This window comes from Massilia varians (assembly GCF_027923905.1).
In the GTDB taxonomy this organism is placed as follows: domain Bacteria; phylum Pseudomonadota; class Gammaproteobacteria; order Burkholderiales; family Burkholderiaceae_D; genus Telluria; species Telluria varians_B.
This window is the reverse complement of sequence record NZ_AP026966.1, coordinates 5,109,071-5,131,918: the sequence shown is the minus strand read 5'-3', so window position 1 is coordinate 5,131,918 and position 22,848 is coordinate 5,109,071. Positions and strand designations below refer to the sequence as shown.

The following is a 22,848-nucleotide window of genomic DNA, read 5'->3' as shown; positions in this document are numbered from 1 at the left end:
CCATGAGCTACGAATCCATCCAGTTCAAGATCGAGAACGGCATCGCCGTCCTGACCCTGAACCGCCCCGATCGCCTGAACAGCTTCACCCAGGCCATGCACCTCGAAGTGCGCGACGCCCTCGACAGGCTCCAGGCCGACAAGTCCGTGCGCGTGCTGGTGCTCACCGGCGCCGGCCGCGGCTTTTGCGCCGGCCAGGACCTGCAGGACCGCGCCGTGGCGCCGGGCGCCCCCGGTGTCGACCTCGGCGAATCGGTCGAGAAGTTCTACGCCCCGTTGGTGATGACCCTGAAGTCGCTGCCGATGCCGGTCATCTGCGCGGTCAACGGCGTGGCCGCCGGCGCCGGCGCCAACCTGGCCCTGGCCTGCGACATCGTGCTGGCCGCCAAATCGGCCAGCTTCATCGAAGCCTTCTGCAAGCTGGGCCTGATTCCCGACACCGGCGGCACCTGGCACCTGCCGCGCCTGATCGGCCCGGCGCGCGCCATGGGGCTGGCCATGCTGGGCGAAAAACTCAGCGCCGAGAAGGCCGAGCAGTGGGGCCTGATCTGGGCCTGCGTGCCGGATGAAGCCCTGATGGACCAGGCCATGGCCATGGCCGAGCACTTCGCGGCCGCGCCGACGAAGGGGCTGGCGTTTACCAAGAAGGCCCTTGCCGCCAGCTGGTCGAACACCCTGCCGGAACAGCTGAAACTGGAAGGCGACATGATGCGCGAGCTCGGCTACAGCCATGACTACCGCGAAGGCGTCGCCGCCTTCATCGCCAAGCGCCCGGCGCACTTCAAGGGAGAATAAGACCATGCAGGCACTCCCGAAAGACGCCATCGTCGCCGTCGTCGGCAGCGGCGCCATGGGCAGCGGCATCGCCCAGGTGGCGGCCAGCGCCGGCCACCAGGTGCTGCTGTTCGATACCCGGACCGACGCCGCCGACAAGGCCATCGCCGACATCGGCAAGACCTACGCCAAACTGGTCGAGAAGGGCCGCATGGACGCCGCCGCGGCCGATGATGCACGCGCGCGCCTGAAGCGCATCGGCAGCCTGCAGGAAGCCGGCGGCGCCGCGCTGGTGGTCGAAGCCATCGTCGAGAACCTCGATGCCAAGCGCGCCCTGTTCGCCGAGCTCGAAGGCATCGTGGCGGACGGCTGCATCCTGGCCACCAACACCTCGTCGATCTCGGTCACCGCCATCGCCGCGCAGTTGCGCCGCCCGGAACGCGTGGCCGGCATGCACTTCTTTAACCCGGTGCCCCTGATGGCGCTGGTGGAGGTCATCAGCGGCATCGCCACCGACAAGGCGGTGACCGACACCGTCTACGCCACCGCCGAGGCCTGGGGCAAGAACCCGGTGCACGCCAAATCCACGCCCGGCTTCATCGTCAACCGGGTGGCCCGCCCGTACTACGCCGAAAGCCTGCGCCTGCTGCTGGAACAGGCCGCCGAGCCGGCCACCATCGACGCCGTGCTGCGCGATTGCGGGGGCTTCCGCATGGGGCCCTTCGAGCTGATGGACCTGATCGGCCACGACGTTAACTTCTCGGTCACGAATTCGGTCTATCACGCCTACTTCGGCGACCCGCGCTTCACGCCCTCGATCCTGCAGCAGGAGCTGGTCAACGCCGGCTTCCTGGGCCGCAAGACGGGCCGGGGCTTCTACCGTTACGGCGAGGGTGTCGACAAGCCTGCGGTGCAGCTGGAAGCGCCGCAGGCCAAGCCCGAATCGGTGTCGATCGTCGGCAACGAATCCGACGCGATCGCGGCGCTGGCCGCGCGCCTGGCCGCTGCCGGTTACGCGCTGCCGCGCGAGGAGACCCTGGATGCGTCCCCCGGCTTCGTGTGCAACGGCGCCGCGGTCTATCTCACCGACGGCCGCAGCGCCACCGAGCGCGCCGCCGAGAGCTGGCATGACGACACCGTCCTGTACGACCTGCTGCTGGACGCGCATGGTGCTACCCGCATTGCGCTGGCGCGTGCCGACCAGTGCAGCGACGCCGCCTATCACGCGGTGGTCGGCATGTTCCAGGCCGCCGGCTTTGCCGTCACCCGCCTGGACGACGTGCCCGGCATGGCCGTGATGCGCACCGTCGCCATGCTGGCCAACGAAGCCGCCGACGCCGTCAACCAGGGCGTGTGCAGCGCCCAGGCCGTCGACATCGCGATGCAAAAAGGCGTCAACTACCCGCGCGGTCCGCTGGCCTGGGCCGACAGCGTCGGCCTGGAGCACATCGTGGCGGTGCTGTCCAACCTCGCCGCGACCTATGGCGAAGACCGCTATCGGGTGTCGCCGCTGCTGCGCCGCAAGATCGCCGCCAATCCGCACGGAGCGCGCTTCCATGCTTAGCGACCCGCAGGCGCTGGCTACGCTCGCCGGCAAGACCATGTACGAGCGCGACCCGGCCAGCCAGGCCCTGGGCATGCTGCTCGACGAGATCCGCCCCGGCTATGCGCGCATGTCGATGCGCGTGCGCGCCGACATGCTCAACGGGCACGCCACCTGCCACGGCGGCTACATTTTCATGCTGGCCGACAGCGCTTTTGCCTTTGCCTGCAATTCGCACAACTTCAATACCGTGGGCGCCGGCTGCAGCATCGATTACCTGTCTCCCGGCCGTGAAGGCGATGTGCTGACGGCCGAGGCGGTGGAGCAGGCCCTGCAGGGCAAGACGGGCGTGTACGACATCAAGGTCATCAACCAGGAGGGGCGCACCGTGGCGCTGTTTCGCGGCAAGTCGCACCGCGTCAGCGGCATGGTGGCCGAGCTGTAAGCTTATTTGCAAGACGACGAGGAGGTCGAAGATGGTCCAACGTAATCCAGCGCCGAGCGAGCTGGAACCGATCGAGCGCGCCAGCCGCGACGAACTGCAGGCCCTGCAGCTGGAGCGCCTGAAGTGGTCGCTGCACCACGCCTACGAGAACGTGCCGCATTACCGCGCCGCCTTCGACGCGGCCGGCGTGCACCCCAGCGACCTGAAGTCGCTGTCCGACCTCGCCAAGTTCCCCTTCACCGACAAGAAGACCCTGCGCGACAACTACCCCTTCGGCCTGTTCGCGGTGCCGCGCGAACAGGTGGTGCGCATCCACGCCTCGAGCGGCACCACCGGCAAGGCGACCGTGGTCGGCTACACCCAGCGCGACATCGACACCTGGGCCGGCGTGGTGGCGCGTTCGATCCGCGCGGCCGGCGGCCGCGCGGGCGACATGGTGCACATCTCCTACGGCTACGGCCTGTTCACCGGCGGCCTGGGCGCGCACTACGGCGCCGAGAAGCTCGGCTGCACGGTGATCCCGATGTCCGGCGGCCAGACCGAGAAGCAGGTGCAGCTGATCCAGGACTTCAAGCCCTCGATCATCATGGTCACGCCTTCCTACATGCTGAACATCGTCGAGGAGTTCACGCGCCAGGGCATCGACCCGGCGACTTCCTCGCTGAAGGTCGGCATCTTCGGCGCCGAACCCTGGACCGACGCCATGCGCCGCGAGATCGAGGCCCGCGCCGGCATCGACGCGGTCGACATCTACGGCCTGTCGGAAGTGATGGGGCCGGGCGTGGCGAGCGAGTGCATCGAGAGCAAGGACGGCCCGGTCATCTGGGAAGACCATTTCTACCCCGAGATCATCGACCCCGACACCGGCGAAGTGCTGCCCGACGGCGCGGAGGGCGAGCTGGTGTTCACCTCGCTCTCCAAGGAAGCGCTGCCGATCATCCGCTACCGCACGCGCGACCTGACGCGCCTGCTGCCGCCCACCTCGCGCTCGATGCGCCGCATGGGCCGCATCACGGGCCGCTCGGACGACATGCTGATCATCCGCGGCGTGAACGTGTTCCCGAGCCAGATCGAGGAAATCATCCTGAAGATGCCGGCGCTGGCGCCGCAGTACCAGCTGGTGGTGGCGCGCGACGGCCACCTCGACACGCTGGAAGTGCTGAGCGAGCTGCGCGACGCGTCCATGTCGGGCAGCGACGTCGAGCTGCTCAGCCGCGAACTCCAGCACCGCATCAAGACCCATGTGGGCGTGAGCACGCGCGTGCGCTTGACGCCGCCCGGCGGAATCGAGCGCACGCTGACCGGCAAGGCCCGGCGCGTGGTCGACAAGCGTCCCAAAAATTAGAACCCGAGGAGACACCATGACTGACGCATTCATCTGCGACGCCATCCGCACCCCCTTCGGCCGCTACGGCGGCTCGCTGTCGAGCGTGCGCGCCGACGACCTGGGCGCGCTGCCGATCGCCGCGCTCATCGAGCGCAACAAGGACGTGGACTGGGACGCGGTGGACGACCTGTTCTACGGCTGCGCCAACCAGGCCGGCGAAGACAACCGCAACGTCGGCCGCATGGCCGCGCTGCTGGCCGGGCTGCCCGCGGCGGTGCCGGCCAACACCATCAACCGCCTGTGCGGCTCCGGCATGGACGCCGTCGGCGGCGCCGCGCGTGCGATCAAGGCCGGCGAGGCGAACCTGATCATCGCCGGCGGCGTCGAAAGCATGACCCGCGCGCCCTTCGTCATGGCCAAGGCCGACAGCGCCTTTTCTCGTGCCGCAAAAATCGAGGACACCACCCTCGGCTGGCGCTTCGTCAATCCGCTCATGAAGGCGAAATACGGCATCGACTCGATGCCTGAAACCGCCGAAAACGTGGCGGTGGAATTCAACATCAACCGCCTGGACCAGGATGCGTTCGCGCTGCGCAGCCAGCAGCGCTGGGCGCGCGCCCATGCCGAGGGTGTCTTCCGGGACGAGATCGTTCCCGTGACGATCCACTCCAAGAAAGGCGAGTCGCGCGTGTTCGACACCGACGAACAGCCGCGCGAGACCAGCATGGAAGCGCTGGCGAAGCTGAAGGGCGTGGTGAAGCCCGACGGGACGGTCAGCGCCGGCAATGCCTCGAGCCTGAACGACGGCGCCTGCGCGCTGCTGCTGGCATCGGAAACGACCGCGGTGCGCAACGGCCTGGTCCCGCGCGCGCGCGTGGTCGGCATGGCCACCGCCGGCCTGGCGCCGCGCATCATGGGCTTCGGCCCGTCGCCGGCCGTGAAGAAGCTGCTGCTGCAGACCGGCCTGCGCCTCGACCAGATGGACGTGATCGAGCTGAACGAAGCGTTCGCGGCGCAGGGCCTGGCCGTGATGCGCGACCTCGGCCTGCCCGACGACGCGGCGCACGTGAACCCGAACGGCGGCGCCATCGCCCTCGGCCACCCGCTGGGCGCATCCGGCGCGCGCCTGGTGACCACCGCGGTCAACCAGCTGCACCGCATCAAGGGCCGCTACGCCCTGTGCACCATGTGCATCGGCGTGGGCCAGGGCATCGCGATCATCGTCGAGCGGGTATAAACATGGTCAAGGTGTACGAGATCGACGGCGTGCGGCCGGTGGTGCATCCCAGCGCCTACGTGCACCCGAGCGCCGTCCTGATCGGCGACGTGATCGTCGGCCCGCGCTGCTACATCGGCCCGCTGGCCTCGATGCGCGGCGACTTCGGGCGCCTGATCCTGGAAGAGGGCGCCAACCTGCAGGACACCTGCGTGATGCACGGCTTCCCGGGCGAGGACACGGTTGTCGAAGTCGACGGCCACATCGGCCACGGCGCGGTGCTGCACGGCTGCCGCGTCAAGCGTAACGCCATGGTGGGCATGAATGCGGTGGTGATGGACAAGGCGGTCGTGGGCGAGGAATCGATCGTGGCCGCGATGAGCTTCGTGAAGGCCGGGATGATCATCCCGCCGCGCAGCATGGTGATGGGCACGCCCGCGAAGATCATGCGCGCGCTCACCGAGGAAGACGTGAAGTGGAAGAGCTTCGGGACGCGCCAGTACCACGAACTGAACCTGCGCTCGCTGCAGACGATGCGCGAAGTCGAGGCCTTGCTTGAACCCGAGCCGGATCGCAAGGGCATCGCGTTCGATCCGAACGGCATGCACAAACCGAAATCCTGAAGAGACAGAACGGAGACAACAACATGGGCAACATCGCAACCCTGCAAAGCCTGATCGCCGGCCGCTGGCACGGTGCCGAGGCGGCTACCGCGCTGCACAGCGCGCTGAACAACGAACTGATCTATCACACCCATGCCGAGAAAATCGACTTCGACGAAGCCGTCAGCTACGGCCGCAAGACCGGCATCCCGGCCCTGATGCGGCTCGACTTCCAGAAGCGCGCCCAGGTCCTGAAAGCCCTGGCCCTGTACATGATGGAGCGCAAGGAAGAACTGTACGAGATCTCGCACCTGACCGGCGCCACCCGCCCGGACAGCTGGGTCGACGTCGAAGGCGGCATCGGCACCCTGTTCGCCTACGCCAGCATGGGCTCGCGCGAACTGCCTTCGTCGAACGTGCTGCACGAAGGCCCGGCGATCGCCCTGGGCAAGCGCGGCGGCTTCGCCGGCACCCACATCCTGGTGCCGCGCGGCGGCCTGGCGGTGCACATCAACGCCTTCAACTTCCCGATCTGGGGCATGCTGGAAAAATTCGCGCCGAGCTTCCTGGCCGCGATGCCGTGCATCGTCAAGCCGGCCACCGCGACCAGCTACCTGACCCATGCCACCGTCAGGATGATGATGGAGTCGAAGCTGCTGCCGGAAGGCGCGCTGCAGCTGGTCATCGGCTCGACCGGCGACCTGCTCGACCGCCTGGGCGGCTTCGATGCCGTCACCTTCACCGGCTCGGCCGACACCGCCGCCAAACTGAAGGCCAACCAGAACCTGATCCGCGCATCGGTCCCGTTCACGGCCGAAGCCGACTCGCTGAACTGCGCCATCCTGGCTCCCGACGTCAGCCCGGATGATCCGGAATTCGACCTGTTCGTGAAGGAAGTCGCGCGCGAGATGACCGGCAAGGCCGGCCAGAAGTGCACCGCCATCCGCCGCGTCATCGTGCCCGAGCAGCACGCCGATGCGGTCGGCAGCCGCCTGCGCGAGCGCCTGGCCAAGATCACCGTCGGCAATCCGAAAGTCGAGGGCGTGCGCATGGGAGCGCTGGCCTCGATGGACCAGCACCGCGACGTCTCCGAACGCGTCGAGATGCTCGCGCGCGGCAACGAAGTCCTGTTCAGCGCCCGCGACGGTTTCAATCCCGTGGGCGAAGGCTGTGCCAACGGCGCCTTCTTCGCGCCGACCCTGCTGCTGTGCCGTAACGCACTGGACAACGACGCGGTCCACGACATCGAAGCCTTCGGCCCGGTCTCTACCCTGATGACCTACCGCGACATCGACGAAGCCTTGACGCTCGCCGCGCGCGGCAAGGGCAGCCTGGTGACGACGCTCGTGACCAGGGACCCGGCCATCGCCGCCCACGCGGTGCCGGTCGCTGCCGCCTCGCACGGCCGCGTGCACATCCTCGAGCGCGAGTCGGCGGTGGATTCCACCGGCCACGGCTCGCCGCTGCCGCAGCTCAAGCACGGCGGCCCGGGCCGCGCCGGCGGCGGCGAGGAGCTGGGCGGCATCCGCGCGGTGAAACACTTCCTGCAGCGCGCCGCGGTGCAGGGCTCGCCAACCATGCTGGGCGCCGTCACCGGCGAGTACGTGCGTGGCGGCGCGGTCAAGGAAACCGAGATCCACCCGTTCCGCCGCTGGTTCGAAGATCTGGAAGTCGGCCACTCGCTGCTGACCCACCGCCGCACCGTGAGCGAGGCGGACATCGTCAACTTCGGCGGCGTCTCGGGCGACTACTTCTACATGCACTTCGACGAGATCGCGGCCAAGGACACCCAGTTCGGCAAGCGCATCGCCCACGGCTACTTCGTGCTGTCGGCGGCGGCCGGCCTGTTCGTGTCGCCGGCGCCGGGTCCGGTGCTGGCTAACTACGGCCTGGACAACCTGCGCTTCGTGGCGCCGGTGGCGATCGGCGACACCATCCGCGCAAGGCTCACCTGCAAGCGCAAGGTTGACCGCAACCGCACCGACGAGCAGGGCCGCGGCCAGGGCGTGGTGGCCTGGGACGTGCAGGTGACGAATCAACACGAGGAACTCGTGGCGAGTTACGATATCCTGACGCTGGTACAGAAACGCGGCTAGGACGCCCAAGGCGCCGTCCGCCGCCAACCGAGGAGACCTTGCATGTCGAGACTGGACCTGAGCAACATTCCCGTGGTGCGGGGCACCGGCTATCCGGAGCCCTTTGCCGAGATGGTGGACGGACGCACCAAACAGGCCCTGGGCGACGCCGGCGGCCTGAGCCAGTTCGGCGTCAATCTTGTCGAGCTGCAGCCCGGCGCGGCGTCCTCGCAGCGTCACTGGCATTCGCACGAGGATGAATTCGTGATGATGGTGTCGGGCGAGCTGGTGCTGGTGACCGACGAAGGCGAGACCCTGATGCGCGCAGGCGACTGCGCGGCTTTCCCGGCAGGAAAGCCGAACGGGCACCATCTGGTCAACCGCAGCTGGGGGCCGGGCGTGTTCCTGTGCGTCGGTGCGCGCGTGAAGGAAGACCAGGCGACGTATCCGGACATCGACCTGCACTACGACGGCGCCACCGGCACCTATTTACGCAAGGACGGCACGCCGTACCCGCCACGCGAGGCCTAGTTCAGTTTGCGCGCGTAGTGGCTGCGGATGTGCTGGCTGATGAAGGTCGACAGCCCGCGACCCTGGCGCGCCAGTTCCTGCATCTTGGCAATGTTCTCGGCGCCGGCACTGCGTTCCGTGTACAGGTAACAGTCGCCCCCGGTGAACCGGACGGTAATCGCGTTCGCGTCGATGTCGTAGGCGACAACGCCGGATTCGCCGCTCGTATTGCGATAGCGCTGCATGTTCACCTCCAGGGTGTAGGCCGATATCCGGTATGTGGGTATCGTCCGCGGCGGCACAAGATGCCGCCGCCCTGGGCTGCCGGGCCGCGCCTTCAGGCTGCCATCGGGACCGGCTGCAGGCGGCCGGCCACGGCGGCCGACAGGAAGGCCAGCAGTGCGTGGCGCCGGCGCGCTTCCGCCCGCTTCTTCGACTCCACGGCCGTGAAATCCGGTTCGGCCAGGGGGCCGCAGGGAAGACTGTAGTCGCCGTCGGCAAGGCGGCGGGCTCCCATCTCGTTCCACAACTGGTCGTAGTCGGCATGGACGCTGCCATTGCGGATGGCGCTGCGCACGACACGGTTGGCATTGCCGACAAGGCGCATCTCGCCGCAATCGAGCGCGTGGCCCAGCACGCTTACTATGCTGACCAGCAATTGTTTTGGGCGCAAGCCGTGCAACTGCCGGGTCGCCCGCCGGATCGCTTCGCGCACCGCTTCCCCGGCGGCTCCCTGGATACAGCCGACGTTGACCGCCAGCCGGCCCTCCCGCCGGGCGAAAGTGAAGGCGACCGCGTAGAGCGGGGTGCCGGCCGCGCGCAGCTGCAGGACCAGTTCGCCCTCCCGCTCCAGCAGGCCGATAGCGCGCAGGGCAATGTCGTAGGTATCCCCATCGCGTCCCGCAAAGGACACCAGCGACACCGGGCCGCTGGCTGCCTGCGTCACCAGCTCGCCCATGCCACGTTCGAACACCGTCTGGTAATGCACGGTGAGCGCGTCCAGCCTGGCCTCGATCGGCAGATGCAGGGTCATGTAAGGGCGGTAGATCTTGTAGAGCAGGCGCGGGCAGTGCTGGACGTAATCGGCGAAGGCCGGATGCGAGTTGAGCAGCCTGAGCCAGCGGCGCGTCGCATGCGGATAGGCCAGCGAGCGCACTTTCAGCTTGAGCAGCTCGCGCACATAGGGAATCCGTCCCTGCTTGCGCGATATTCCCATCCTGAGTGTCACACGTGGGGAGGACGCGGTTGCCCGCGCTGGCGGGGAACGATCATGGGTCAAGGGCGGCATGCTGTCTGGCTACGCGCCGATGGGCAGGCTTACCCATCAGGCATTACGTAAATCTATGTAAATCAATGTAACGAAGTGTATCAATTCCTTTCAGCAAGCGTAAACATCAAAAAATTAATCGATAGAATCTAGTTGTAGATTAGATACAATAGTTTCATTATAGGAAATTGTCTGAATCGAGGCGGGGTATTCCACCCATTGTCGTGCGGACGTGCACGCGAGGCGCAACAGGTCCGGCGGGCACCCCGTGCCCGTGTATCGGGACGGGGCCGTGTTTCAGCCGCTTCGCCCCTTTGCACCGCTAGCGCGGCTGCTTGTCAGTGACCGATCCGTCTTTGCACCCGCAGGCGACCGCTCTCGGTGGCAACGACCATCAGGTCGGTGTAATCCGGTATCGGTGCGGCATGCGTCTCTACCGGATGGACATGGGTGGCGGTCACGATCAGGCTGTCCATGCCCGCGCTTTCTGCGGCGGCCAGGCCGATCGTCGTATCCTCGAACACCAGGCAATCCTGCGGCGCCACGCCCAGCTTCTGCGCGCCCAGCAGGAAAGGATCGGGGTTGGGCTTGCCGCGCTTGACGTCGTCGGCCGATACCAGCAGCGGCGGCAAGGGCAGGCCGGCGGCGGCGATGCGCGCCGTGGCCAGCGCGCGCGAGGCCGAGGTGACGATGGCCCAGCGGTCCGTCGGCAGGCTGGCCAGGAAGCGGCCCACGCCGGCGATCTCCTCGATGTCGCCGACGTCTTCGATCTCGGCCAGCGCGATGCCCAGCGCCTCGGCCACCGGATCGACACCGGGCAGGCCGAGTTGGCGGATGGTATCCTCGGTGCGCTTGCCGTGCACGGTCGGCACGAACGTCACCGGATCGAGTCCATGCCGGAGCGCCCATGCGCTCCAGACCCGCTCGGCGGACTTGATCGAGGTCAGGATGGTGCCGTCCATGTCGAACAGGAAGGCGGCATAGTCGCGCGAGGGCAGGACGGAAGGATTGGTCGGGGTCACGGAAGCGGTCTCGTTGTGGAATCGGGGCGCCCAGCTTAGCGCAAAAGGCGCGGCATCTTCGCTTCCCTTGACGCCGGGCTGCGCGCCTGGCAGCCGGATGCGGACGATGATGGGCTGGACTTGTCCTTCAACGACATCGCGGCCCTGGCGCAGAGCTGCCCGGCCGCGACAAGCGCGGTGGTTGATGACTTCTTTAACGTAGGGTGGGCGGGTCTTCCCGCCCACGCGTTCAGCCAGCACGTGAATAGACGTCACGTCCGTTCATTGTGGGATTTGAACGCGTGGGCGGAAAACAGTCCACTGGACTGTTTTCCCCTGCCCACCCTACGAAAATCACTGTTCGAGCTGCTTGCGCACGCGCGCGATCGCCTTGCGCACCTGGTTCGGCGCGGTGCCGCCGACGTGGTCGCGCGCCGCCACCGAGCCTTCCAGGGTCAGGACCGCAAACACGTCCTGCTCGATCAGCGGCGAGAATTCGCGCAACTGCTCCAGCGACATCTCCGACAGGTCGCACTTGGCGATGTCGCAGGCGCGCACCGCGTGCGCCACCGCTTCGTGGGCGTCGCGGAAGGGCAGGCCCTTCTTGACCAGGTAGTCGGCCAGGTCGGTCGCGGTGGCATAACCCTGCAGCGCCGCCGCACGCATGTTCTCGGCCTTGACCGTGATGCCGCCCGCCATGTCGGCGAAGATGCGCAGGGTGTCGGTGAGGGTATCGATGGTGTCGAACAGCGGTTCCTTGTCTTCCTGGTTGTCCTTGTTGTAGGCCAGCGGCTGGCCTTTCATCAGGGTCAGCAGGCCGTTCAGGTGGCCGTAGACGCGGCCGGTCTTGCCGCGCGCCAGTTCCGGCACGTCCGGGTTCTTCTTCTGCGGCATGATCGACGAGCCGGTGCAGAAGCGGTCGGCGATGTCGATGAAGCCGATGCGCGGGCTCATCCACATGACCAGTTCTTCCGAGAAGCGCGACACGTGCATCATGATCAAGGAGGCCGCTGCCGTGAATTCGATGGCGAAATCGCGGTCCGAGACGGCGTCCAGCGAGTTGTGGCAGACGTCCTCGAAGCCCAGGGTGTTCGCCACGCGCAGGCGGTCGATCGGGAAGGTGGTGCCGGCCAGCGCGGCCGCGCCCAGCGGCAGGCGGTTTACGCGCCGGCGCGCATCCTGCATGCGCTCGGCGTCGCGCCCGAACATCTCGACGTAGGCCAGCATGTGGTGTCCGAAGGTGATCGGCTGGGCCACCTGCAGGTGGGTGAAGCCCGGCATGATGGTGTCGGCATGGCGCTCGGCCAGATCGAGCAGCGCGCCGCGCAGGCTCCCCAGGAGGCCGAGGATGTCGTCGATCGCCGCCCGCACGTACAGGCGGATGTCGGTCGCCACCTGGTCATTCCGGGAACGGCCGGTGTGCAGGCGCTTGCCGGCGTCGCCCACCAGCTCGGTCAGGCGCTTCTCGATGTTCAGGTGCACGTCTTCCAGGTCGAGCAGCCATTCGAAGCTGCCGGCCTCGATCTCGCCCTTGATCTGGGCCATGCCGCGCTCGATCTCCGCACGGTCCTGTTCACTGATGATGCCTTGCGCGGCCAGCATCTCGGCGTGGGCGAGTGAGCCCTGGATGTCGAAGGGCGCCAGGCGCTTGTCGAAGAACACGGAGGCGGTGTAGCGCTTGACGAGGTCGGAGACGGGTTCGGTGAAGCGCGCGGACCAGGCTTCGGCTTTCTTGGAGAATTGATCGGTCATGGTGGGATCCCTGTTAGGTATCCCACGATTATAACTGGCCCGCCCGACCCCCACCCGAGGTGGATGACAAGCGCCTGGAAATGCATGATGATGTATTCACTATTCATCAAATGACAACAATAGGGGGACGCATGAACCGTTTGGCCCGACTCGGCCTGGCACTGGCATTTGCCGCACCCGCGGCCCTGGCGCAGCAGGCCACGCCCACCGCGATCGCCGCACCGGCGGCGCCGGCGGCCGCCGGCATGCCGGCCGCCAGGGCGTCGGACGTCGCCTCGATCGACGCCATCATCGCCGCCGTCTACGACGTGATCTCGGGCCCGGCCGGCGTGCCGCGCGACTGGGACCGCCTGCGGTCGCTGTTCGCGCCCGAGGGGCGCATGGGCGCCATGGCCGCGCGCCCGGACGGCAGCTATGTCCTGCGCGCCATGAGCCCGGACGACTACATCGCCCGCAACACCAAGGCCTTCGCCACCATGGGTTTCTTCGAGACCGAAAAGGCGCGCACCATGGAGACCTTCGGCCAGATCGCCCACGTGTTCAGCACCTACGAGGCGCGCCACGCCAAGGACGATGCCAAGCCCTTCATGCGCGGGATCAACAGTATCCAGCTCATCCATGACGGCAAGCGCTGGTACGTGCTGAACCTGGTCTGGCAGGCCGAGGATGCCAAGCTGCAGCTGCCTGAGCGCTACCTGCGCAACGGCTGAGCTGCCCGGGAACGCCGTCCAATTGAAACTTATGCATCAAGAGAACGGCGCTAGAATTGGTTTTTAAGCCATATTCCAAGCCTTCATGATTACCAACGATTCGAGCTTCCAGGTCAGTACCGACCAGTCGCGGCTGGACATCCCGATGATCTACCGCTTCCTGAGCGAACAATCCACCTGGGCAGTCGGCATTGGGCGTCCGGTGGTCGAGCGCGCCATCGAGAATTCGCTGTGTTTCGGCGGCTATCTCGACGGGCGCCAGATCGCTTTTGCACGCGTCATCACCGACTTCGCCACCTTCGCCAACCTGGTGGACGTGTTCGTGGTGCCCGAGTACCGCGGCCGCGGCTACGGCAAGCAGCTGATCGGGGCGGTACTGCGCCACCCCAGCCTGCAGAAACTGCGCCGCTTCACGCTCAACACGAGCGATTCGCACAGCCTGTACGAGCGCTTCGGTTTCACCGCGCCCCAGCGTCCCGAGACGATGATGGAGCGGTACTTTCCGAACATATATTTGTCCTGAGCATACTCAACACGGCGACTCCCTTCTGGAATCAGGCTTACGATGTGCCTGAACCGGGAGGATTCGCATGCTTCGCGCCGTCGTCCGTGCTCTGCTGGTGTTTGCCTTGCTGGGAAGCCAGCCGCTTGCCGCGGCCGATACCCCGCAACCGAAAGGCTCGCTCGTCATCATCGGCGGCGCACTGCGTGCCGACAATGCCGCCGTGTGGGAGCGCATGGTCCAGCTGGCGGGCGGCAAGGGCGCCCGCATCGCCGTGTTCGCCTCGGCCTCGGCCAACCCTGAAAAAGCCGGCAAATTCCTGGTCGAGCGCTTCAACCACTATGGCGCCAGGGCCTTTTTCGTGCCGGTGGCCGTGCGCCTGTCCGGCACCGACTACCAGACGGCGGCGGAGGATCCGGCGCTGGCCAGCGCGGTACGCGCGGCCGGCGGCGCCTATTTCGCCGGCGGCGACCAGGGCCGCATCACGCGCGCGCTGCGCCGCGAGGACGGCGCCAATACCCGCATGCTCGACGCCCTGTGGGACCTGTACCGGCGCGGCGGCATGATCGCCGGATCGAGCGCCGGCGCCGCCATCATGAGCAGCACCATGTTCGGCCGTCCCAAGACGGTGCTGGCCACGCTCAAGCTCGGCATCGACGAGGGCACGGAGATCGCGCCCGGCCTCGGCTTCATCGGCGACGACGTCTTCATCGACCAGCACCTCCTGGTGCGCGGCCGTTTCGCGCGCATGGTGCCGGCCATGCTCAAGAAGGGCTACAAGCTGGGCCTGGGCATCGACGAGAACACCGCCATGGTGGTCGGCCCGGCCCGCGACGTCGAGGTGATCGGCTACCGCGGCGCGCTGCTGGTCGACCTGTCGGGGGCGGTGCCGCAGGACGGGGCGCAGGGAGGGCCGCTGAGCATCGGCAACGTGCGCCTGAGCTACCTGGACAGCGGCGACCGCTTCAACCTGCTCACCCGGACCTTCACGCCCTCGCCCGACAAGCTGGACAACCGGATCGACCCGGCCCGGCCCTATTATCGCGAACCGCTGTTCTCGGCCGACATCCTCGGCAACAGCACGGTGGTCGACCTGATGGCCAAGCTGATCGACAGCGACCAGCTTGCCGCCATCGGCCTCTCGCTCGACAGCCCGCACGGCATCCAGCCCGACCTCGGCTTCGAGTTCAAGCTCACCCGCACGGGCGACAGCGTGGGCTACCAGTCCTCGTTCACCGAGCAGTACTCGGTCTACAACATGCGGCTCGACATCCGGCCGATCGTGGTGCAGCGGCCGCTGTACCAGTACCGGCAGCTCGAGACCGTGGCGGACGGCGGTTCCGGCGCCAGCCGGGCCGATGCCGCCAGGTAGGAGCGGATCATTCGCAGCGGCCGCCCAGCTGGCTGGCCAGCATGCGCGCCTGGGCATCGACCAGGGGAAGGTTCGGATCGTGTCCGGCGCGCGGGACGATCGCCAGCTGCTTGCGCGGGGCCGAGATCCGGTCGAAGTAGCGCTGCGCGATCTCTTTTGTTCCCAGCAGGTCCTGCTCGCCATGCACCATGTAGACCGGAAGCTTGAAGCTGGCCGCCTGGCGCTCCATGTCCACCAGCGAAGCGATGCCGTCGCCCTTCATGCCGATGAACTGGATGTATGAGTAGTCCTCGGCCGCCTCGTAGTCGGCACGCGCCTTCGGGGTGCCGCGCGCGGCCTTCCATTCGAGCCAGGCAGCAGGCGCCGGATCGGACACCATGGCTTCGTACTTGCGGATTGCACGGCGCAGGATGCCGAAGTTGCGCGGGTTGGTCCACGGCGGCGTGCCGAGCGCCTCGATCTTCTCGACGGTGGCCCCGTCTCCCGCCGCGCGGGCGCGCGCCAGGATGGCGTCGCGCGAGACACGCATGGTCTCGGTATTGTTGACGACCTGCGCCACCGGCATCCAGGCGCAGTAGAGTTCCGGGCTCTTGGTGGCCATGTGTCCGCCCAGGATCGAGCCCCAGGAGCTGCCGAGCAGGACCAGCTTGCGCTTGCCCAGGCGTTCGAGCAGGTGGCGCGACAGCTCGATGCCGTCGTCGCGCATTCGCTCCAGGCGCAGGGGCGTGTCTTCATCGGGCGCGTTGCGCGACCAGGTCAGCCCGCTAGCGCGCTGGTCCCAGTGGACGACGACGTAATCCCTGGTCCAGGACGCGTAGGGGCCGTTCTCGTAGACCGAGAGCGGATTGCCGGGACCGCCATGCACCAGCAGGAGCGCCGGCTTGGCGCAGTCGGCGCCGTCGATCGAGATCCATTGCTCGATGCCACCGATCTTGACATAGCCGCTGTCGTGGATTGCCTGGCCCGGCTTGCAGGCGGCGGGCAGGGCCGCGTGCGCCAGTGGGGAAGCCAGGGCCAGTGCGGTAAATAGGCTGCGTGTGAACAGGTGCATGTCGTCTCCCGGGTATCCAGGCGATTCTACTTCGCGGGCCTGATGGGTACAACTGTCATTTCCGACAGTGCCGCGGCCGTTCTACAATGCAGCTTCCGCACCGAATGGGGATCACCATGTTCCGTCTGCCACTCCAATTCTTCGTTGCCGCGCTGGCGCTGGTCACCGGCATTGCCTGCGCAGCCCAGCCGGCCACTGTCCGCGTCGACTATACGCACAGCGGCAATGCCTTGTCCGACCAGTATGCATTGGAACGCGTCGTCATCGAGCCGCTGCCCTGGCCGGGGAATACCGCACGCAACGTCGACGAGACCAACCGCGGCCAGAACCGGGTCGAGGTGGTGGACGCGAAGACCGGCGACCTGCTGTACTCGCGCGGCTTCTCGACCGTCTTCGGCGAGTGGCGCACGACCGACGAAGCCAGCAAGATCAGCCGCAGCTTCCAGGAATCGGTGCGCTTTCCCAAACCGGAGCGCCCGGTGCGCGTGCGCATCCTCAAGCGCGACGAGCGCAACGGGTTCTCGGTGGCCTGGAGCGTCGAGGTCGACACCGATGCCCAGGAGGTCGTGAAGAAGCAGCCGGACCTGCCTGCAAAACCGATTCCGGTGTACGTGAGCGGTCCGTCCGCCGACAAGGTCGACCTCCTGATCATGGGCGACGGCTACACTGCCGCGGAAATGAAGAAGTTCGAGGCGGACGCGCGCCGCCTGACGCAATACCTGTTCTCGGTCTCGCCCTTCAAGGAGCGCGCCAGGGACTTCAACGTGTGGGCGCTGGCGCTGCCCACCAGCGAATCCGGCATCAGCCGGCCGTCCACCGGCGTGCACCATGCGTCGCCACTGGGCACCCGCTACGACATCTTCGGCAGCGAACGCTACGTGCTCACCCTGGACAACCGCGCGCTGCGCGACATCGCCCAGCACGCGCCCTACGAGTTCATCGAAATCCTGGTCAACAACGAGACCTATGGCGGGGGCGGCATCTTCGGCCAGTTCAGCACCGCGGCGGCTGGCAACGGCTGGGCCAACTACCTGTTCGTCCACGAATTCGGCCACCACTTCGCGGGCCTGGCCGACGAGTACTACACCTCGCCAGTCGCCTACGCAGCTGCGACCACGCGCATGGAACCGTGGGAGCCGAACGTCACGGCGCTGCGCGACCCGGCCAAGATCAAATGGAAGCGCCACGTGAAGGCCGGCACGCCGCTGCCGACGCCCTGGCCCAAGCTTGAGTACGAGGAGGCCTCGCGCGCCTACCAGAAAAAGCGTGCGGCGCTGCGCGCGGCGAACCGGCCGGAGAGCGAGATGAACGCTCTGTTCATGGAGGACCTGAAGGCGACCAACGCACTGTTCGCGGGCCGGCCGCATCGGCACGACGTGGGCGCCTTCGAAGGCGCGAACTACGAGGCCACCGGCTACTACCGGCCGGCGATGCAGTGCCTGATGTTCGACCGCAGCGAGGCCTTCTGCCCAGTGTGCCGGGATGGCGTGAACGACATCATCGACCTGTATGCGGGAGCAACGCGACCGTAAACTTTGCTTACAAAATGTCAAGGATCTAAGTGGGGTGGCTAACAGACCCGATGAGTGAGGAGTCCGTATTCTGGACCCGTCGTCACAACAATTATTTGCGCAATAGCTGCACCGCGCGACCACTCACCGGAAAGGAAACGCCATGAACAAACTGATCGCCACCCTCATCGCCGGCCTGTTCGCCACCGCCGCCCACGCCCAGACCGCCGCCACCCCGGCCGCCAGCAAGGAAGTCGTGAAGGCCGAAGCCAAGGCCGAGAAGGACATCGCCAAGGCCGAGGAAAAGGAAATGAAGGTCATCGCCAAGACCGACAAGAAGGTGAACAAGGCCGTGGCCGACGCCAACGAGAAGAAGGAAAAAGCCTACAACAAGGCGGCCGAGACCCACGCCGACGCGGTCGAGAAGGTAGCGAAGGCCGATCCGGAAGACCGCGCCAAGGCGGCGGCCAAGGCACAGGAGAAAATCGCCGACGCCAACCTGAAGGCCGACAAGAAAATGATCAAGGCGGACGAGAAGCTGCTCAAGACCCAGGTCGAGGCAGCGGCCGACCAGGCGACCGCCGCGGCCAAGACCGAGCAGGCGCGTGCCGAAGCGGTGGCCGAGGTGCACAAGGCGGCTGCCAAGCACTAAGCCGACGCCGCCCGAATAAAAACGCCGGCTCGCAAGCCGGCGTTTTTCATTGTGCGTTCACACGCCTCAAGCGTCGGTCGAGCGCATCGCCAGGTCCTGCGCCTTGAGCTTGGCCGACAGCGGCTTGCCCTTGCGCGCGCGCTTGCCGAAGTGCGGCTCCAGGCCGGACGCGAACAGCTCCACCGTGCGCGGCTTGGAGCCGGCCCAGGTGCCGATCACGTTCACGCCCTTCTGGTTGATCGGCTGCACCGCCAGCAGGGTTTCCTTCGGCTCCAGTTCCATCAGCGTCACGCCGCGGCCGCCGTTGGTCAGCACCTTCATCTCGTCGATGCCGAACACCAGTACGCGGCCCTTTTCGGACAGGCAGGCGATCGCGCCGGCACTGTCGCTGACGATGCGCGGCGCCAGCGGCACGGCGCCTTCGTCCAGCGTGATGAAGGACTTGCCGCCCTTCAGGCGGCTGACCATGTCGCCGGCCTTGGCGATGAAGCCGAAGCCGTTCGACGAGGCCAGCAGCAGGCGCGTTTCCGGATTACCCGCGAAGTAATGCAGGATGCGCACGCCGCCCGACAGGTCGACCAGGGTGGTGATCGGCACGCCGTCGCCGCGCGCGCCCGGCAGCGCGCTCACCGGCACCGAGAAGCTCTTGCCGTTGCTGCCGATGCCGATCAGGGAATCGACCGTGCGGCATTCGAAGGCCTGGAGCAGCGAGTCGCCGGCCTTGAAGGTGAACTGCGCCGGGTCGTGGCCGATGCCGGTGCGCGCGCGCACCCAGCCCTTCTCGGACACGATCACCGTCACCGGCTCGTCGATGATCTTCTGCTCGGCCACGGCGCGCTCGGCTTCCTCGATCAGGGTGCGGCGCTCGTCGCCGTACTGCTTGGCGTCGGCTTCGATCTCGCGGATGATCAGGCGCTTCATGGAGGACGGGTTCTCGAGGATGTCCTCGAGCTTCTCTTTTTCGCCGCGCAGCTCGGCCAGCTCCTGCTGGATCTTGATCGCCTCCAGGCGCGCCAGCTGGCGCAGGCGGATCTCGAGGATGTCCTCGGCCTGGCGCTCCGACAGGCGGAAGCGCTCGATCAGCGCAGCCTTCGGCTCGTCCGAGTTCCGGATGATGGCGATGACCTCGTCGATGTTCAGCAGGACGGTCTCGCGGCCTTCCAGGATGTGGATGCGGTCGTTGACCTTGCCCAGCCTGAACTCGGTACGGCGGCGCACCGTGACGAAGCGGAAGTCGACCCATTCCTGCAGGATGTCGGTCAGGCCTTTCTGGCGCGGACGGCCGTCGCCGCCGATCATCACCAGGTTCATCGGGCTGGAGGTCTCGAGCGAGGTATGCGCGAGCAGCATCAGCATGAACTCGTTCTGGTCCTGGTTCTTCGACTTCGGCTCGAACACGATGCGCACCGCCGCCTCGCGGCCCGATTCGTCGCGCACGGTATCGAGCGCGCCGAGGATGGTCTGCTTGAGCGCCAGCTGCTCCGGCAGCAGGGCCTTCTTGCCGGCCTTGACCTTCGGATTGGTGAGTTCCTCGATTTCTTCCAGCACGCGCTGGGCCGAGCAGCCCGGCGGCAGTTCGGTGACCACCGCCTGCCACTGGCCGCGCGCCAGTTCCTCGATCTTCCAGCGCGCGCGCACCTTGAGCGAGCCGCGGCCGGTGGCGTACATGTCGGCGATGTTCGAGGCCGGGGTAATGATCTGGCCGCCGCCCGGGAAGTCCGGACCGGTGATCAGGGTCATCAGTTCGGCGTGGGTGATCTTCGGGTTGCGGATCAGGGCCACGGCAGCGGTCGCCACTTCGCGCAGGTTGTGCGAGGGGATCTCGGTGGCCATGCCGACCGCGATGCCCGAGGCGCCGTTGAGCAGCACCATCGGCAGGCGCGCCGGCAGCTGGCGCGGCTCGGTGGTGGAGCCGTCGTAGTTCGGCTGGAAGTCCACCGTGCCCATGTCGAGTTCGTCGAGCAGCAGGCGCGACACCGGCGTCAGGCGCGCTTCGGTATAGCGCATCGCCGCGGCGCCGTCGCCGTCGCGCGAGCCGAAGTTGCCCTGGCCGTCGATCAGCGGGTAGCGCAGCGAGAAGTCCTGGGCCATGCGCACCAGCGCGTCGTACACCGACTGGTCGCCGTGCGGGTGCAGTTTACCGAGCACGTCGCCGACCACGGTGGCCGACTTGCGCGGCTTGGCGGTGTGGCCCAGGCCCAGTTCGTGCATCGAGTACAGGATGCGGCGCTGGACCGGCTTCTGGCCGTCCGAGACGTCCGGCAGCGCGCGGCCCTTGACCACCGAGACGGCGTAGTCGAGGTAGGCGCGCTCGGCGAAGGTGGAAAGGGTGAGCGTCTCGGAATCGTCCGAAGGCGCGTTCTGTTGTTCGAAGAGGCTTGCTTGCGTCGTCATGATCTATTCGTTCTGTTCGGCGGGCGCGACGTCAGATGTCGGCTTCCGTTTCGTTGCCGTGTTCTTCCAGCCAGGCGCGGCGGGCGGCGGCTTCGCCTTTGCCCATCAGCATATTGAAGCGCGAGCCCGATTCGGCCAGGCTGTACTGGCCGAAGGCGACCGGCAGCAGGCGGCGGGTGTCCGGGTTCATGGTGGTTTCCCACAGCTGTTCCGCGTTCATCTCGCCCAGGCCCTTGAAGCGCGAGATGCTCCACACGCCTTCCTTCAGGCCTTCTTTTTTCAGCTTGTCCTCGATCGCCAGCAGTTCGCCGTCGTCCAGCGCATACAGCTTTTGCAGCGGCTTCTTGCCGCGCGCCGGCACGTCGACGCGGTACAGCGGCGGACGCGCCACGCAGATGTGGCCGTTGCGGAACAGGGCGGGGAAGTGCCTGAAGAACAAGGTGAGCAGCAGCACCTGGATGTGCGAACCGTCCACGTCCGCGTCCGACAGGATGCAGATCTTCCCATAGCGCAGGCCGGTCAGGTCGGGGTTGTCGTCGGCGCCGTGCGGGTCGACGCCGATCGCCACCGCGATGTCGTGGATCTCGTTGTTCGCGAACAGGCGGTCGCGCTCGGTCTCCCAGGAGTTCAGCACCTTGCCGCGCAGCGGCAGGATGGCCTGGAATTCCTTGTCGCGGCCCATCTTGGCCGAGCCGCCCGCCGAGTCGCCCTCGACCAGGAACAGCTCGTTGCGGGTGATGTCGGTCGATTCGCAATCGGTCAGCTTGCCCGGCAACACGGCCACGCCCGAGGATTTCTTCTTCTCGACCTTCTGCAGCGAACGCAGGCGCGATTGGGCCTGCTTGATGACCAGTTCGGCCAGCTTCTTGCCGTATTCGACGTGCTGGTTCAGCCACAACTCGAGCGGCGGCCGGGTGAAGGTGGAGACCAGCTTGACCGCGTCGCGCGAGTTCAGGCGTTCCTTGGTCTGGCCCTGGAACTGCGGGTCCAGCACTTTGGCGGACAGCACGAAGGAGACGCGTGCGAACACATCTTCCGGCAGCAGCTTGACGCCTTTCGGCAGCAGCGAGTGCATCTCCACAAAACTTTTCACGGCGCCGAACAGGCCGTCGCGCAGGCCGGATTCGTGGGTGCCGCCGCTGACGGTCGGGATCAGGTTGACGTAGGACTCGCGCACCACGCTGCCTTCCTCGGTCCAGGCCACCACCCAGGCCGCGCCTTCGCCCTCGGCGAAGCCTTCGTCGCTGGCGGCCGCGTACTGCGCACCCTCGAACAGCGGGATCAGGGTCTGGCCGTTGGACGCCTGGGCCAGTGCCTCGGTGAGGTAGCCGCGCAGGCCTTCGTCGTAGCGCCAGGTCTGGACGTCGCCGGTCTTGGCATTGGTGAGCGTGACCGTCACGCCCGGCAGCAGCACGGCCTTCGAGCGCAGCAGGCGCTGCATGTCGCCAAGGGGGATGTTGGGCGAATCGAAATACTTCGGGTCGGGGCGGGCGGTGACGCGGGTGCCGTTCTTCTTGCCGCCGCGTTCAAGGGGGCGCGACGCCAGGGGCTCGACCAGGTCTCCGTTCTCGAAGGCCAGCTCGTGCACGCCATTGCCGTCATCGTCCTTGCGCCAGACGGTGATCTCCAGGCGCGTCGAGAGCGCATTGGTGACCGAGACGCCGACACCGTGCAGGCCGCCCGAGAAGGCGTAGGCGCCGCCCGAACCCTTGTCGAACTTGCCGCCCGCGTGCAGGCGGGTGAAGACGATCTCGACGGTCGGCACGTTTTCTTCCGGGTGCAGTCCAACCGGGATGCCGCGGCCGTCGTCTTCGACCGTGACCGAGCCGTCCGTGTTCAGGGTGACGGCGATGTTCTTGCAGTGTCCGCCCAGCGCCTCGTCGGAGGCGTTGTCGATCACTTCCTGGATGATGTGCAGCGGGTTTTCGGTCCGGGTGTACATGCCCGGACGCTGTTTCACGGGCTCGAGTCCCTTGAGGACGCGGATGGATGATTCGCTGTAGTCAGATGCGGGTTTCTTGGAAGCCATGCTGGTAAGTGTAAATTCAATGCTTGCGCATTCTATCTCTTGTCACGTGGAAAGTTGGTCATTTTTGAGATGCCAAACATGCTTGTTAGTCTGCACTATTGTGCTAGATTAAAACG

Annotated in this window: 20 protein-coding genes; 13 read left to right on the top strand and 7 right to left on the bottom strand. The window is 66.7% G+C overall.

Annotation, left to right across the window (positions count from 1 at the left end; translation table 11 throughout):
• Window positions 1-2 precede the first annotated feature (2 nt).
• Genes paaG through MasN3_RS23085 form a run of 8 tightly spaced genes read left to right on the top strand, consistent with a single transcriptional unit; the run spans window position 3 to window position 8,512 of the window.
• Window positions 3-794, top strand: a complete 792-nt coding sequence (paaG, locus tag MasN3_RS23120) for a 2-(1,2-epoxy-1,2-dihydrophenyl)acetyl-CoA isomerase PaaG (protein WP_281910555.1) — start codon at window positions 3-5, stop codon at window positions 792-794.
• Between the two features lie 4 nt (window positions 795-798).
• The gene (gene paaH / locus MasN3_RS23115) at window positions 799-2,337 is read left to right on the top strand and encodes a 3-hydroxyacyl-CoA dehydrogenase PaaH (protein WP_281910553.1); all 1,539 of its coding nucleotides are present in this window, start codon (window positions 799-801) and stop codon (window positions 2,335-2,337) included.
• Complete coding sequence (gene paaI / locus MasN3_RS23110; protein WP_281910551.1) at window positions 2,330-2,761, top strand: hydroxyphenylacetyl-CoA thioesterase PaaI; 432 nt, start codon at window positions 2,330-2,332, stop codon at window positions 2,759-2,761. Before paaH ends, paaI begins: the two co-directional genes overlap by 8 nt.
• 31 nt (window positions 2,762-2,792) lie before the next feature.
• The gene (paaK, locus tag MasN3_RS23105) at window positions 2,793-4,106 is read left to right on the top strand and encodes a phenylacetate--CoA ligase PaaK (protein WP_281910549.1); all 1,314 of its coding nucleotides are present in this window, start codon (window positions 2,793-2,795) and stop codon (window positions 4,104-4,106) included.
• Window positions 4,107-4,122: 16 nt separating this feature from the next.
• Window positions 4,123-5,325 (top strand): 3-oxoadipyl-CoA thiolase, encoded by a 1,203-nt coding sequence (gene pcaF, locus MasN3_RS23100; protein ID WP_281910548.1) that lies wholly within the window; start codon window positions 4,123-4,125, stop codon window positions 5,323-5,325.
• Window positions 5,326-5,327: 2 nt separating this feature from the next.
• Window positions 5,328-5,927 (top strand): phenylacetic acid degradation protein PaaY, encoded by a 600-nt coding sequence (locus tag MasN3_RS23095; protein WP_281910546.1) that lies wholly within the window; start codon window positions 5,328-5,330, stop codon window positions 5,925-5,927.
• Window positions 5,928-5,950: 23 nt separating this feature from the next.
• Complete coding sequence (gene paaZ, locus MasN3_RS23090) at window positions 5,951-8,002, top strand: phenylacetic acid degradation bifunctional protein PaaZ (RefSeq protein ID WP_281910545.1); 2,052 nt, start codon at window positions 5,951-5,953, stop codon at window positions 8,000-8,002.
• A 42-nt stretch (window positions 8,003-8,044) separates the two neighbouring features.
• The gene (locus tag MasN3_RS23085) at window positions 8,045-8,512 is read left to right on the top strand and encodes a cupin domain-containing protein (protein ID WP_281910544.1); all 468 of its coding nucleotides are present in this window, start codon (window positions 8,045-8,047) and stop codon (window positions 8,510-8,512) included.
• Here MasN3_RS23085 and MasN3_RS23080 read toward each other — a convergent pair.
• From MasN3_RS23080 to argH, 4 genes are all read right to left on the bottom strand, one after another.
• Complete coding sequence (locus tag MasN3_RS23080) at window positions 8,509-8,736, bottom strand: hypothetical protein (protein ID WP_281910543.1); 228 nt, start codon at window positions 8,734-8,736, stop codon at window positions 8,509-8,511. The two genes, MasN3_RS23085 and MasN3_RS23080, sit on opposite strands and share 4 nt — an antisense overlap.
• 92 nt (window positions 8,737-8,828) lie before the next feature.
• On the bottom strand, window positions 8,829-9,707 hold the full coding sequence (locus tag MasN3_RS23075; RefSeq protein WP_281910542.1) for a DUF535 family protein: 879 nt from the start codon (window positions 9,705-9,707) through the stop codon (window positions 8,829-8,831).
• A gap of 389 nt (window positions 9,708-10,096) precedes the next feature.
• On the bottom strand, window positions 10,097-11,035 hold the full coding sequence (locus MasN3_RS23070) for an HAD-IA family hydrolase (protein WP_281910541.1): 939 nt from the start codon (window positions 11,033-11,035) through the stop codon (window positions 10,097-10,099).
• Window positions 11,036-11,113: 78 nt separating this feature from the next.
• Entirely contained in the window at window positions 11,114-12,511 is a 1,398-nt protein-coding gene (gene argH / locus MasN3_RS23065) for an argininosuccinate lyase (RefSeq protein WP_281910540.1), read from the bottom strand.
• A gap of 131 nt (window positions 12,512-12,642) precedes the next feature.
• On the opposite strand from argH, the gene MasN3_RS23060 reads away from it, so the two are divergent.
• The 3 genes from MasN3_RS23060 (at window position 12,643) to MasN3_RS23050 (ending at window position 15,095) form a co-directional block, all read left to right on the top strand.
• Entirely contained in the window at window positions 12,643-13,221 is a 579-nt protein-coding gene (locus MasN3_RS23060; protein ID WP_281910539.1) for a hypothetical protein, read from the top strand.
• Window positions 13,222-13,306: 85 nt separating this feature from the next.
• Window positions 13,307-13,744 carry a GNAT family N-acetyltransferase gene (locus MasN3_RS23055; RefSeq protein ID WP_281910538.1) on the top strand — a complete coding sequence of 146 codons (438 nt, stop codon included), beginning with the start codon at window positions 13,307-13,309 and terminating at the stop codon, window positions 13,742-13,744.
• 67 nt (window positions 13,745-13,811) lie between these two features.
• The gene (locus MasN3_RS23050) at window positions 13,812-15,095 is read left to right on the top strand and encodes a cyanophycinase (RefSeq protein WP_281910536.1); all 1,284 of its coding nucleotides are present in this window, start codon (window positions 13,812-13,814) and stop codon (window positions 15,093-15,095) included.
• A 7-nt stretch (window positions 15,096-15,102) separates the two neighbouring features.
• Here the strand turns inward: MasN3_RS23050 and MasN3_RS23045 are convergent, their stop codons facing one another.
• A complete protein-coding gene (locus MasN3_RS23045; protein ID WP_281910534.1) occupies window positions 15,103-16,146 on the bottom strand; it encodes an alpha/beta fold hydrolase in 1,044 nt (347 codons plus the stop codon).
• 116 nt (window positions 16,147-16,262) lie between these two features.
• Between MasN3_RS23045 and MasN3_RS23040 the strand changes: the two genes are divergently transcribed.
• Entirely contained in the window at window positions 16,263-17,678 is a 1,416-nt protein-coding gene (locus MasN3_RS23040; protein WP_281910533.1) for an IgA Peptidase M64, read from the top strand.
• A gap of 142 nt (window positions 17,679-17,820) precedes the next feature.
• Window positions 17,821-18,309: a hypothetical protein gene (locus MasN3_RS23035; protein WP_281910532.1), complete on the top strand. Its 489-nt coding sequence runs from the start codon at window positions 17,821-17,823 to the stop codon at window positions 18,307-18,309.
• Window positions 18,310-18,375: 66 nt separating this feature from the next.
• On the opposite strand, the gene parC is transcribed toward MasN3_RS23035, so the two are convergent.
• Both parC and MasN3_RS23025 read right to left on the bottom strand, forming a co-directional pair.
• Window positions 18,376-20,703 carry a DNA topoisomerase IV subunit A gene (parC, locus tag MasN3_RS23030; RefSeq protein ID WP_281910529.1) on the bottom strand — a complete coding sequence of 776 codons (2,328 nt, stop codon included), beginning with the start codon at window positions 20,701-20,703 and terminating at the stop codon, window positions 18,376-18,378.
• A 31-nt stretch (window positions 20,704-20,734) separates the two neighbouring features.
• Complete coding sequence (locus MasN3_RS23025; RefSeq protein ID WP_281910528.1) at window positions 20,735-22,732, bottom strand: DNA topoisomerase IV subunit B; 1,998 nt, start codon at window positions 22,730-22,732, stop codon at window positions 20,735-20,737.
• Window positions 22,733-22,848: the final 116 nt, after the last annotated feature.